This is a genomic window from Amycolatopsis camponoti (assembly GCF_902497555.1).
Classification (GTDB): domain Bacteria; phylum Actinomycetota; class Actinomycetes; order Mycobacteriales; family Pseudonocardiaceae; genus Amycolatopsis; species Amycolatopsis camponoti.
In genome coordinates this window covers 1,686,054-1,700,455 of the sequence record NZ_CABVGP010000002.1, presented here as the reverse complement: position 1 = coordinate 1,700,455, position 14,402 = coordinate 1,686,054, and the positions used below count along the sequence as shown (strand labels likewise).

1 protein-coding gene is annotated in these 14,402 nt (G+C 74.4%); it reads right to left on the bottom strand.

Features of this window, described 5'->3' with window-relative positions; translation table 11 throughout:
* Positions 1-107 precede the first annotated feature (107 nt).
* The gene (locus tag AA23TX_RS28490; RefSeq protein ID WP_155547360.1) at positions 108-14,399 is read right to left on the bottom strand and encodes a type I polyketide synthase; all 14,292 of its coding nucleotides are present in this window, start codon (positions 14,397-14,399) and stop codon (positions 108-110) included.
* Positions 14,400-14,402: the final 3 nt, after the last annotated feature.

Sequence of the window (14,402 nt, the reverse complement as noted above, 5' to 3'; positions counted from 1 at the left end):
CGCACGCCGGACCCGCAAATCCCTAAACTTCGCGCCCGGCGGGGTCGTGAGTGGGAAACAGGGTTAGAACACTGTTTCCCACTCACGACCAGCCGCGGCAGACCGGCTCAGTCGAGGTCCAGCTCGTCGATCAGGGCGAACATCTCGTCGTCCGTCGCGGACTCCAGCTTCTCCTCCACCGCGGTAACCGTTGCGGAGGCGCCGTTCACCCGGGCCAGCAGCTCCTGCAGCCGCGTACCCAACGTCGCCCGGGCCGACGAGTCCGCCAGCAGCTCCGGCAACGCGAACTCCACCCGGTCCAGCTCCGCCAGCGCCGGGAGGATCGCCGCCGGGACGTCCGGGACCAGCTCGGACCTCAAGTACCCCACCAGCACCGTGGTCGACGGGTAGTCGAACAGCAGCGTCGCCGGCAGGCGCAACCCCGTGGCCGCGCCCAGGAGATTCCGCAGCTCCACCGCGCTCAACGAATCGAAGCCCAGTTCCAAGAACCCGCGGTCCGGCTCGATCGCGTCCGGGCCCGCGTAGCCCAGCACCGTGGCCGCGTGCGTGCGGACCAGGTCCAGCAATGCTCCGTCGCGCTCCGCCTCCGACATTCCCGCCAGGCGGTGGGTCAGGCTGTCCACCGGGTCGGCCGGGGCCGTCGTCGCGCGGACCGCTCGGCGGACCGGGGTGCGGATCAGGCTGCGCAGGATCACCGGGATCGCGTCTTCGCCGACGCGGTCGCGCATCGCCTCCACCACCAGCCGCACCGGGAGCAGGACCGCCTCGTCGAGGGTGCAGGCCACGTCGAACAGGTCCAGCCCCTCCTCCGACGGCATCGGCTCGACGCCGCCGCGTGCCAACCGGGACAGATCCGCCTCGCCGAGCTTGCCGGTCATGCCGCTGCGCTCGGCCCACAGGCCCCACGCCAGCGACAGCCCCGGCAGCCCCTGCGCCCGGCGCACGTGCGCCAGCGCGTCGAGGAACGCGTTGGCCGCCGCGTAGTTCGCCTGGCCCGTGCCGCCGAACGTGCCGGCCAGCGACGAGAACACCACGAACCCGGCCAGGTTCATCCCGGCCGTCAGCTCGTGCAGGTGCCACGCCGCGTCGACCTTGGGCCGCAGGGCCGTGTCCAGCTGACGGGTCGTCAGCGCCGACACGACGCCGTCGTCGAGGACACCGGCCGTGTGCACCACCGCGGTCAGCGGATGCTCGGCGGGCACGGAGGCCAGCAGCGCGGCCAGCGAGTCCCGGTCAGAGACGTCGCAAGCCGCCATGGTGACGTCCGCGCCCCACGCCGTCAGCTCGTCGACCAGCTCGCGGGCGCCTTCCGCGGCCGGTCCGCGCCGGCTGGTCAGCACCAGCCTGCGCGCTCCCCGGGCGGTCACCAGGTGCCGGGCGACGAGCGTGCCCAGCGTCCCGGTGGCGCCGGTGATCAGCACCGTGCCCTCGGGGTCCCACTCGGGGACCGGCGCCGGGCTGGTGGCCGGGACGCGCGCCAGCCGCGGTACCTGGATCGCGCCGACCCGGACCGCGACGTGCGGCTCGCCGCAGGCCACCGCGGACGGGAGCGCCGCGTAGGAGACTTCGCGGTCGTCGAGATCGACCAGCACGAACCGGCCGGGGTTCTCCGACTGCGCGGAGCGGACCAGGCCGACGACCGCCGCCGTCGCGAGGTCGGTGATGCCTTCGCCGACCCGCGTCGCGATCGCGCCCCGGGTGACGAACACCAGCCGCGAACCGGCGAACCGCTCGCTCGCCAGCCACTCCTGCACCTGCTCCAGCGCGCCGTGCGTGGCCGTCCGGACCGCCCGCGCGACGTCTTCGTCCTCCTGCGGGCCGCTGGTCATCACGACCACCTCGGGCACCGGGGCACCCGCCGCCACGGCCGCGCCGAGCGCGTCGAAGTCCGGGTAGGACTCCACCGGGACGCCGGCCGTGCCGAGGGCCTTGGTGACGCGGACGCCGACGTCGTGCCCGACGACCGCCCAGCGTTCCGCCGCCGAGTGGCTGACCGGGGTGATCGGGGCCATCACCCAGCCCACCCGGAACAGCGACTCGTGGTACGCCGAGCGCGCGACGTCGAGCTGCTCGGCCGAGACCGGCCGCAGCGTCAGCGCACCGATGGTGGCCACCGGCAGCCCGTCCTGGTCGGCGACCGCCAGGGCCACCGTGTCGTCGCCCTGCCCGGTGACGCGCACGCGCAGAGCCGACGCGCCACCCGCGTGCAGGGTCACGCCCGACCACGCGAACGGCAGCACCGCCCGGCTTTCGTCGCGCAGGGCCACGGTGTGCAGAGCCGCGTCGAGCAACGCCGGGTGCAGGCCGAAGCGCTCGGCTTCCGCCCGCTCCTCGTCCGGCAGGTCGACCTCGGCGAAGATCTCGTCGCCGGCGCGCCAGGCGCGGTGCAGCCCCTGGAACGCGGGCCCGTAGGCGAACCCGTTGGCCGCGATGCGGTCGTAGAGCCCGTCGAGGTCGATCGGCTCGGCGCCGGCCGGCGGCCAGGTCCCGGTCAGGTCACCGGCCGCGGGGGCCGCCGTCGCGGCGAGCGTGCCGCTGGCGTGCGTGGTCCACGGCTCGTCCTCCATGGCGTCGCCGGCGCGGGAGTAGATGTCGATCGAGCGGGTGCCGAACCGGTCGGGGCCGCCGACGGCGACCTGCAGCCGGACGCCGCCGGTCTCCGGCAGCACCAGGGGTGCGGCGAGGGTCAGCTCCTCGACGCGTTCGCAGCCGACCTGGTCGGCGGCGTGCACGGCCAGTTCCATGAACGCCGTCCCCGGCAGCAGCACGCTGCCGAGCACGACGTGCTGCGCGAGCAGCGGGTGGCTGGTCGCCGACAACAGGCTCGTGAACAACGCGCCGTCGGAACCGGCCAGCGACACCGCCGCGCCCAGCAGCGGGTGGTCCGGTGCGCTGAGCCCGGCGCCGGTGACGTCGCCGGTCACGGCCGGGACGTCCAGCCAATACCGCTCGCGCTGGAACGCGTACGTCGGCAGCTCGACGTGCCCGCCGCCGGCGAGCACCGCGGCCCAGTCGACGTCGGCGCCGGCGGTGTGCAGACCGGCGAGCGCGACGAGCAGCGACCGTTCTTCGTCGTGTCCCTTGCGCAGCAACGATCCCACACTCAGCTCGGCCGGTCCGGCGCAGTCCGGGACGAGCGCGGCGAGCACCGCGTCCGGGCCCAGCTCGACGAACCGGTTCACGCCTTCGTCGGCCAGCCGGCGGATACTGTCGGCGAACCGGACGGCCTCCCGCACGTGCCGCACCCAGTACTCCGGCGTCGCGACGTCGCCGGTCGCCACGACCGGGATCCGCGGCTGCCGATAGGTGAGCCCCGCCGCGACCGCCGCGAACTCGGTGAGCATCGGGTCCATGAGCGGCGAGTGGAACGCGTGCGAGACGTCCAGCCGCTTGGTCTTGCGGCCGAGCGCCGCGAAGTGCTCCTTGAGGGCCAGCACGGCTTCGGTCTCACCCGAGACGACGACGGCTTCGGGCCCGTTCACCGCGGCCAGCGAGACGCGCTCGTCGAGCAGCGGGACGACCTCGGCTTCGGGAGCGGCGATCGCGACCATGGCCCCGCCCTCGGGCAGCGCCTCCATCAGCCGGCCGCGCGCGGCGACCAGCTTCGCCGCATCGGCCAGCGAAAGCACCCCGGCGACGTGCGCCGCGGCCAGCTCGCCGATCGAGTGGCCGGCCAGGAAGTCCGCGCGGACGTCCCACGACTCCAGGAGCCGGAACAACGCGACCTCGACGGCGAACAACGCGGGTTGCGTGAAGCCGGTCCGGTCGAGCCGGGCCGGGTCGTCACCGAAGACGACGTCGCGCAGCGGCAGGTCGAAGTGCCCGCAGACCGCGTCGAAGGCATCGGCGAAGACCGGGAACCGCTCGTACAGCTCACTTCCCATGCCGAGCCGCTGCGCGCCCTGCCCGGTGAACAGGAACGCCGTCCGCCCGGTGCGCGCGGTGTGCTGCCGCAGCCCGGCGGCGGGCCGGTCCGCGGCCAGCGCGGCCAGTCCGTCGCGCAGTTCGCCGAGGTTCTCGCCGACGACCACCGCGCGGTGCGCGAACTTCGCGCGGGCAGACAAAGAACGGGCGACGTCAGCGGTGTCCACTTCGGACTCCGTGAAGGTCAGCAGGCGCCGGGCCTGGCCGCGCAGTGCGGCTTCGGACCGGGCCGACACCGGCCAGACGCTGAACCGCTGCGACGTCACCGCTTCCACCGGATCGGCCGCTGAGGGGGCCTCTTCGATGATCGTGTGCACGTTGGTGCCGCTGACCCCGAACGAGGACACCGCCGCGCGGCGCGGGTGGCCGTTCGCGGCCCACTCGACCGGCTCCGACAGCAGCCGCACCTGCCCGGCGGACCAGTCGATGTGCGGCGACGGCGTCTCGGCGTGCAGCGTCCGCGGCAGGACGCCGTTGCGCAGCGCCTGCACCATCTTGATCACACCCGCGATGCCGGACGCGGCCTGGGTGTGCCCGATGTTGGACTTCACCGAGCCCAGCCACAGCGGCCGTTCCCGGTCCTGACCGTAGGTCGCGATGAGCGCCTGCGCCTCGATCGGGTCGCCCAGCGTGGTGCCGGTCCCGTGCGCCTCGACGGCGTCCACATCGGACGGTGTCAGTGCCGCGTCGGCCAGTGCCGCGCGGATGACGCGCTGCTGCGCGGGCCCGCTCGGCGCGGTCATGCCGTTGGACGCGCCGTCCTGGTTGACCGCGCTGCCGCGCACGACCGCGAGCACCGGGTGCCCGTTGCGGCGCGCGTCGGACAGCCGTTCCACCAGCACCATGCCGACGCCCTCGGCCCAGCCCGCGCCGTCGGCGTCCGCGGAGAACGCGCGGCACCGGCCGTCCGGTGACAGCGCGCGCTGCCGGCTGAACTCGACGAACGTGTCGACCGAGGAGATCACCGTGACGCCGCCGGCCAGCGCGAGCTCGCACTCGCCGGAACGCAGGGCCTTGACCGCCCAGTGCAGCGCGACCAGGGACGACGAGCACGCCGTGTCGACCGTGACCGCCGGGCCTTCGAGCCCGAAGGTGTAGGCGATCCGGCCGGACGCGACGCTGCCCGCGCTGCCGGTCGCCAGGTGCCCCTCGAACTCGCCGGGCGCGTGCCGCACCCGGGAGCCGTAGTCGTGGTAGTTGGAGCCCACGAACACGCCGGTCCGGCTGCCGCGCAGCAGCGCCGGGTCGATGCCCGCGCGCTCGACGGCCTCCCACGACGTCTCCAGCAGCAGCCGCTGCTGCGGGTCGATCGCGGGTGCCTCGCGCGGCGCGATCCCGAAGAACGCGGGGTCGAACTCCGCCGCGTCGTGCAGGAAGCCGCCGCCGCGCGTGTAGAACGTGCCGGGCTTGTCCGGGTCGGCGTCGAAGAGCCCTTCGACGTCCCAGCCGCGGTCGGCCGGGAACTCGCCGACCGCGTCGACGCCGTCGGCGACGAGCCGCCACAGGGCGTCGGGATCGGTCACGCCACCGGGGTAGCGGCAGGACATCGCGACGATCGCGATCGGCTCGTCGGTGCCCGCCGCCACCGGGGCGGCGGCTTCGGCCACGGTGTCGTCCGCGCCGCCCACCAGCTCACGCCGGACGTGCCCGGCGAGCACGACCGCGGTCGGGTGGTCGAAGACCAGCGTGACCGGCAGCCGCAGGCCGGTGACCTCGCCGAGGCGGTTGCGCAGGTCGACGGCGGTGAGTGAGTCGAAGCCGAGGTCACGGAAGGCGCGGTCCGGCTCGATCGACTCGGGTCCGGGGTAGCCGAGCGCCACCGCGGCCTGGGCCTGGATCAGCTCCAGGACCAGCCGCTGCTGCTCGTCCTCGCTCAGCCCGGCCAGCCGCTCGGCCCACCCGGTTTCGGGAGCTTCCGGCGCCGCCGCTTCGGGGATGCCCAGCAGCGCGGCACTCGGCCGGCCCTGGGCCAGGGTCCTGCGGTAGCGGGCCCAGCGGATGTCGGCGACGGCGAGCACGGTCTCGTCTTCGTCCAGGGCCTGCTGCAGGGCGAGGACGGCCAGCTCGGGCGCCATCGCGGGCAGGCCTTGCGCGGCCAGGCCCTCGCCCCGGCCACCGGCCCACGCGCCCCACGCCACGGCCGTCGCGGGCAGACCCGCGGCGCGGCGTTCGCGGGCGAGCGCGTCGAGGTAGGTGTTGGCCGCGGCGTAGCTCGCCTGGCCCGGCCCGCCGAGCGTGCCCGCCAGCGAGGAGAACAGGACGAACGCCGAGAGGTCGCGGTCCGCGGTCAGCTCGTGCAGGTGCCGCGCGGCGTCGGCCTTGGGGCGCAGGACGCCGCTGATCCGCTCGTCGGTGAGCCCGTCGAGGACGCCGTCGTCGAGCACCGCGGCAGCGTGTACCACCGCGGTGAGATCCGGCAGGCATTCCAGCAGCTCGGCCAGCTGGTCGCGGTCGGCGACATCGCAGGTCGCGACGGTCAGCTCGGTGCCGAGGTCGGCCAGCTCGGCGGTCAGCTCGGGGAGGTCCTGACCGCGCCGGCTGGTGAGGACCAGCCGCTCGGCCCCGGCGCCGGCGAGCCAGCGGGCCAGGTGCGGGCCGACCCCGCCGGTGCCGCCGGTGAGCAGCACGGTGCCGGAGGCCCGCCACGGCGTCGCCGTCTCGCGGGCCGGAGCCGCGCGGACCAGCCGGCGGCCGAAGACGCCGGAAGCCCGGACGGCCACCTGGTCTTCGAAGCCGGGTGCGCCGAGGATGGCGGCGAGCCGGGTGAAGACGCGGGCGTCCAGCTCGGCCGGGAGGTCGACGAGGCCGCCGAAGCGCTGGGGGTACTCCATGGCCGCGATCCGGCCGAAGCCCCAGGTCAGGGCCTGTCCGGCGGCGCGGATGGGGTCGGTGGCGCCGGTGCTGACCGCGCCGCTGGTGGCCCACCAGAGCGGCGCGTCGATGCCCGCGTCGCCGAGAGCGTGCAGCAGCGTCAGGTTCGGGACGAGACCATCGAGCAGGGAGAGCACGCCCTGGAACGGTCCCGCCTCGCCGAGCAGCTCGGCCCACCGCTCACGGTCCACTTCGGACGGTAGCTCCAGCGGCCGCGCACCGAGGCCGTCGGCGAGGCCGTGCGGGTCGGGTCCGACGACGAGCCAGCCCGCCACGGTGGTGTCGGTAGCGACGGTGAGCGGCGTCCACTCGACCCGGTACCGCCAGCCATCCACAGTGGACCCGGCGTGCCGCTTCGCGCGCCAGGCGGCGAGTGCCCCGAAGTCGGACTGCTCGACGGCGGCCCAGAACTCGTCGCCCAGCGCGTCGGCGCCGGTGGGGGCGTCCAGCCAGTAGCGCTGGTGCTGGAAGGCGTAGGTGGGCAGCGGGATTGTCGCGGCGCCCGGGAACACCGGCGCCCAGTCGACGTCGACGCCGCGGACGTGCAGCTCGGCCAGCGACGTGCGGAACCGCGCCAGGCCGCCCTCGCCGCGCCGGAGCGTGCCGGTGGCGATGGCGTCCGGGACGGCTTCGGCGATCGCGGACGTGACGACCGGGTGCGGGCTGACCTCGACGAAGACGGTGTGCTCGCGCGCCGCCAGCGCTTCGATGGTCTGGGTGAACAGGACCGGCTGACGCAGGTTGCGGTACCAGTACCCGGCGTCCAGTGTCGCCGTGTCGATCGGCTCGGCGATCACCGTCGAGTAGAACGGGACGTCGCCGGTCCGCGGCTCGACCGCGGCGAGCACGTCGAGCAGTTCGCCCTCGATCGCTTCCACGTGCGCCGAGTGCGAGGCGTAGTCCACCGGGATCACGCGAGCACGGACGCCGTCAGCCACGCAGCGCGCGACCAGGGCTTCCAACGCCACCGGGTCACCGCAGACCACCGTCGAAGCCGGGCTGTTGAACGCCGCGATCGAGATCCGGTCGTCGAGCAGGGCGGCCAGGCGAGACGCGTCCAGCGCGATCGACGCCATCCCGCCCCGACCCGCGAGCCCGGCGGCGATCGCCTTGCTGCGCAACGCCACCACGCGGGCACCGTCCACCAGGGACAGTCCCCCGGCGACGACCGCCGCGGCGATCTCGCCCTGGGAGTGCCCGACGACGGCGTCCGGCTCGACACCGTGCGACCGCCAGAGCGCGGCGAGGGAGACCATCACCGCCCACGACAGGGGCTGCACGACATCGACCCGGTCCAGCGAGCCGTCGCGCAGCTCGGAGAACGGCGACCAGTCCACAAAGGATTCGAGCGCGGCCGCGCACTCCGCGAACCGCTCGGCGAACGCCGGCGACGAGTCCAGCAGGCCCACCGCCATCCCGGCCCACTGCGCACCCTGGCCGGGGAACACGAACACCGTCCGCCCCACCGCGGAAGCCACCCCGGTCACCACCGAGGCGCTCGGCGTCCCGGTGGTCAGGTCGGCGAGCCCGGCCAGCAACGCGTCACGGTCGTCGCCCAGCACCACGGCCCGGTGCTCGAACGCGGTCCGCGTCGAAGCGAGGGACCGGCCGATGTCCGCGATGTCCGCGGCCGCGGCGGCGGCCAGTTTCGCGGCCTGCGCGGGTAGCCCGGCCGCCGAGCGGGCCGAAAGCACCCACGGCACCGGTCCCGTGACCGGCTCGCGTTCGACGACGGGTTCGGGCGAGGGGTCGTGTTCGAGGACGACGTGGGCGTTGGTGCCGCCGACGCCGAACGAGGACACGCCGACGCGGCGCGGTCCGGGCTTGTCCGGCCACGGCGTGGCCTCGGTGAGCAGTTCGACGGATCCGACGGACCAGTCGACGTGCGGCGACGGGTGTTCCGAGTGCAGCGAGCGCGGCAGGACGCCGTGGCGCATGGCCAGCACCATCTTGATGACGCCCGCGGCACCCGCGGCGGCCTGGCTGTGCCCGATGTTCGACTTGACCGAGCCGAGCCACAGCGGCGCTTCCCGCTCACGTCCGTAGGTGGCCATCAGGGCCTGGGCCTCGATCGGGTCACCGAGGGTGGTGCCCGTGCCGTGCGCCTCGACGGCGTCCACTTCGGACGGTTCGAGGCCGGCCGCGGCGAGCGCGGAGAGGATCACGCGCTGCTGCGACGGGCCGTTCGGCGCGGTCAGGCCGTTGGAGGCGCCATCCTGGTTGGTGGCGGTGCCGCGGACCACGGCCAGCACGCGGTGGCCCTTGCGCTGGGCGTCGGAAAGCCGTTCGACGAGCAGCATGCCGACGCCCTCGGCCAGGCCCATGCCGTCGGCCTCGGCGGAGAACGGCTTGCTGCGGCCGTCCGCGGCCAGCGCGCGCTGACGGCTGAAGGCGACGAACGGCGCCGGGGTCGACATCACCGCGACGCCACCGGCCAGCGCGAGGTCGCACTCCCCCGACCGCAGTGCCTGGCCGGCCAGGTGCAGGGCGACCAGCGACGACGAGCAGCCCGTGTCGATGGTGACCGCGGGGCCCTCGAGCCCGAAGGTGTAGGCGACGCGGCCGGACGTGACGCTGCCGGTGCCGCCGGTGACCAGGTGGCCCTCGACGCCTTCGGGAACCTCGCGCAGCCGCTGGCCGTAGTCGTGGCCGCTGGCGCCGACGAACACGCCGGTGCGGCTGCCGCGGACGGCGGCCTGGTCGAGCCCGGCGTCTTCGAAGGCCTCCCAGGAGGCTTCCATGACGACGCGCTGCTGCGGGTCCATCGCGAGGGCCTCCCGCGGGCTGATGCCGAAGAAGCCCGGGTCGAACTCGGCCGCGTCGTAGAGGAACCCGCCGGCACGGGTGTAGCTGTGGCCGGCGCTGTCGGGGTCGGCGTCGTAGAGGGTGCCGGGGTGCCAGCCGCGGTCGCCGGGAAACTCGCCGATGGCGTCGGCCTCGGCCATCATCAGGTCCCACAGCTGCTGCGGGCTGCCGATGCCACCGGCGAACCGGCAGCTCATGCCGACGATGGCGAGGGGCTCGTCGGTCGCGGTGACCGCCGTCGCCACCGCGGCCGCCGGAGTGCCGAGGACCTCGGTGCGGACGTGCCGCGCCAGCGTCGTCGCGTTCGGGTAGTCGAACACGAGGGTGGCGGACAGCTTGAGGCCGGTGGCGGCGGTCAGCCGGTTCCGCAGCTCGATCGCGGTCAGCGAGTCGAAGCCCAGCTCGCGGAACGCGCGGGAGGAGTCGACGTCCTCCGGTCCGGCGTAGCCCAGTACGGCGGCCGCGTGCTTGCGGACCAGCGCGAGCAGCTCGCGGTCCTGGTCCACTTCGGACAGCGCGGACAGCTTGGCGCGCAGGACGCCCGCCGCACCGGTCTGCTCCTCGGTGACCTCGGACTCGGCGGCCAGCACGGCCGCGACCTCGGGCACCTCGGACAGCAGCGGCCGCGGGCGGGCGGCGGTGAAGACCGGGACGAACCGCTCCCAGTCGATGTCGGCGACGGCCAGGAACGGCTCGTCGTGGTCGAGCACCTGGCCGAGCCCGAGCAGGGCCGGTTCCGGGGCCATGAACGGGATCCCGCGCCACTTGAGCTGGTCGGCGACGACGTCGGAGACCATGCCGTCGCCGGCCCAGATGCCCCAGGCGACCGAGGTGCCGGCCAGCCCGCGGGCGCGGCGGCTCTCGGCGAGCGCGTCGACGAAGGCGTTCGCGGCGGCGTACGCGCCGTGGTCGCCACTGCCCCACACGCCGGCGACCGAAGAGTACAGCACGAACGCGTCGAGGTCGGCCTCGCCGAACAACGCGTCCAGGTGACGGGCGCCGGCGAGCTTCGCGCGGGCACCCTCTTCGAACTCGGGCAACGTCGTGTCGGCCAGCGGGGCGAGCAGGCCGACGCCGGCGGTGTGCACCACCGTGCGAACGTCCTTCAGGCCGCTGACCAGCGAAGTCAGCGCCTCGCGGTCGGCGACGTCGCACGCGGCGATCGTCACCTCGGCACCGAGCGCCGTCAGTTCTTCGCGCAGCTCGGCAGCCCCGGGTGCGTCGGGACCGCGGCGGCTGGTGAGCACGAGGTGCTCGGCCCCGCGGCCGACGAGCCAGCGGGCGACGTGCGCGCCGAGCCCGCCGGTGCCGCCGGTGATCAGCGCGGTGCCGCTCGTCCGCCACTCGGGGGCGGTGCCCTCGACCGGCGCGCGGCGCAAGCGGCGCTGGTACAGCCCGGACTCGCGGACGGCCAGCTGGTCTTCGTCGCCGATGCCGGTGAGGACGGCGCAGAGCCGGGCCGCGGCCTGCTCGTCGAGGGTCTCCGGCAGGTCGACCAGGCCGCCCCAGCGGTCGGGGTGCTCGAGGGCGAGGACCCGGCCGAGGCCCCACGTCGTGGCCTGGCCCGGGTTCGGTGCCTCGTCGCCGGGCACGACGACGGCCGTCCCCTGCGTCGCGAGCCACAGCGGCGCGGTGATCCCGGCGTCGCCGAGGGCCTGGGAGAGCAGGAGGTTCGCGGCGAGACCCGTGGGCAGCACCGGGTGCGTCGCCTGCTCGTTCTCGTCCAGCGCGAGCAGCGAGAGCACGCCCGCGAGGCCGGTCTCGGACCGCAGCCGCCCGGCCAGTGACGCGCGGTCGTCGGACTCCTCGACGCGCAGGGTGCGGACGACCGCGCCCGCCTTCTCCAGGGCGTCGAGGCAGACGTCCGGCGCGTGCACGACCAGCCAGGTCCCCGCCAACGCGGGTACCGGCTCGGCGACCGGCTGCCAGGTGATCCGGTACCGCCACTGGTCCACTGTGGACAGCTCGGTACGGCGGTGGCGCCAGTCCGCCAACGCGGGCAGCACCTCCTGCCACGGCGTTTCGGCGGTGACGCCCAGCTCCCCGGTGAGAGCGCCGTCCTCGACGGCGGCCCAGAACTCCGCGTCGGCCGCGGCCACGGTCTCGACGGGGGTCTCGAGCCAGTAGCGCTGCCGCTGGAAAGGATATGTCGGCAAAGCGACCGGGCGCGCGTCCGGGTAGACGGCCGTCCAGTCGACGTCTTGGCCCTGCGTCCACAGCTGAGCCAGCGAGGTCAGGAACCGCGTCAAGCCGCCTTCGCCACGCCGGAGCGTGCCGACGACGGCGGCCGCGCCGGGGTCGAGCGCGTCGTCGAGGGTCGCTTGGAGGCCGCCACCGAGGACGGGGTGCGGGCTCGACTCGACGAAGAACCGGTGTCCTTCGGCGATGAGGGTCTCGGTGGCGTCCTGGAAGCGCACGCGCTGCCGCAGGTTGCGGTACCAGTAGGCGGCGTCGAGCGTCTCGGCGGTCTCGCCGGTGACGCTGGAGACGAACGTGACCCGCGGGGCGCGGGGTTCGAGGTCCGCCAGGGCTTCGAGCAGTTCGGTTTCGAGGACCTCGACCACGGCGGAGTGCGATGCGTAGTCGACCGGGATCCGGCGTACCCGCAGTCCTTCGGCTTCCGCGCGGGCCAGGACCTCCTCGACCGCGGCGATCTCGCCCGAGATCACCACGGAGGCGGGTCCGTTGACCGCCGCGATGGAGACACCCTCCGCGAGCAGCGCCTCGACCTGCGCTTCGGGCGCGGCGACCGACGCCATCGCGCCGAGGCCGGCCAGCCGGGCGGCGATCAGCTTGCTGCGCAGCGCGACGACCTTGGCGCCGTCGTCCAGGGACAAGGCACCCGCGACGACGGCGGCCGCGATCTCGCCCTGTGAGTGCCCGACGACGGCGTCCGGCGTGACGCCGTGGGCCGCCCACAGCGCCGCGAGCGACACCATGACCGCCCACGAAACCGGCTGCACGACGTCGACGCGTTCGAGGGCCGTCGCGTCACCGAGGACGTCGGTCAGCTTCCAGTCCACGAAGGGTTCCAGAGCGGAGGCGCACTCGGCCATCCGTGCCGCGAACACCGGCGATTCACCGAGGAGGTCCACGGCCATCCCGGCCCACTGGGCACCCTGGCCGGGGAAGACCAGCACGGTGCCGCCCACGGCCTGGGCCTCGCCGCCGACGCCCGCGGCCGTGCCGGATTCGGCGATCTCGCGGACGCCCGCGAGCAGCGTGGGCAGGTCCCGGCCGACCACGGCGGCGCGGTGCTCGAACGCCGAGCGCGTCCGGGCCAGGGACCAGCCGACGTCGGCGAGGTTGGCGTCCGTCAGCTCGGCCAGCTCCGCCGCGCGAGCCTTCAGCGCGGCGTCGGACCGCCCCGACAGCACCCACACCGCGGTGTCCACAGTGGATTCTTCGAAGTCAGAGGGTTCCTCGGTGACGCCTTCCAGCACGACGTGCGCGTTGGTACCGCTGCCGCCGAACGACGACACCCCGGCCCGGCGCGGCGCCCCCGTCTCGGGCCACTCCTGCTGCTCGGTGAGCAGCGAAACCGCACCGTCGGACCAGTCCACGTGCGGGGTCGGCTCGCCGACGAACAGCGTCTTCGGCAGGACGCCCGCCCGCAGGGCGAGGACCATCTTGATCACGCCGGCGACGCCGGAGGCCGCCTGGGTGTGGCCGATGTTCGACTTGACCGTGCCCAGCAGCAGCGGCCGTTCGCGGTCGCGGCCGTAGGTGGCTTGCAGGGCCTGCGCTTCGATCGGGTCGCCGAGCTTGGTGCCGGTGCCGTGCGCCTCGACGACGTCGACCTGCTCGGGCGCCAGGCGCGCGTTGGCCAAGGCAGCCTCGATCACGCGCTGCTGGGAAAGCCCGTTGGGGGCGGTCAGGCCGTTGGACGCGCCGTCCTGGTTGATCGCGGTGCCGCGGATGACCGCGAGCACCGGGTGGCCGTTGCGGCGCGCGTCGGAGAGCCGCTCCAGCAGCACGACGCCGACGCCCTCGCCCCAGCCGGTGCCGTCGGCGTCGGCGGAGAAGGCGCGGCAGCGGCCGTCGGCGGACAGGCCGCGCTGGCGGCTGAACTCGACGAAGTTGCGGGGGTTGGCCATCACGGTCGCGCCGCAGGCCAGGGCCATCGTGCACTCGTCGTTGCGCAGCGCGGACACCGCCAGGTGCAGGGCGACCAGCGACGACGAGCACATCGTGTCGACGGTGACGGCCGGGCCCTCCAGCCCGAAGGTGTAGGCGAGCCGGCCGGACAGCACGGCGGCCGAGCCGCCGGTCAGCAGCAGCCCTTCCAGGCCCTCGGGCGCGGTGACCATGCCCCCGGCGTAGCCCTGGTTGCTGGCGCCGACGAACACGCCGGTCTTGCTGCCGCGGAGGGCCGCCGCGTCGAGCTTCGCGCGTTCGAAGGCCTCCCAGGTGGTCTCCAGCAGGAGCCGCTGCTGCGGGTCCATCGCCACGGCCTCGCGCGGGGAGATCCCGAAGAACGCCGGGTCGAACTGGGCGGCGTCGGTCAGGAAGCAGCCGTCGCGGACGTAGCTGCGGCCGATCCGCTCGGGGTCGGGGTCGTAGAGGTCCGGATCCCAGCCGCGGTCGGCGGGCCACGGCGAGACGGCGTCCCGGCCCTCGGCGAGCAGGTCCCACAGCTGGTCCGGGGTAGTGACCCCGCCGGGGAACCGGCAGCTCATCGACACGACGGCGATCGGTTCGGCGCGGCGCTCGGTGACGTCGTGCAGGCGGCGGTTGGCCAGCTTCAGATCGGCCGTGACCCGCTTGAGGTAGTCACGGAGCTTGTCCTCGTTGCGCATCTG

Coding starts and splice junctions, on each gene's coding strand:
- AA23TX_RS28490 (WP_155547360.1), bottom strand. CDS start 14,399: ATGCGCAACGAGGACAAGCTCCGTGACTACCTCAAGCGGGTCACGGCC.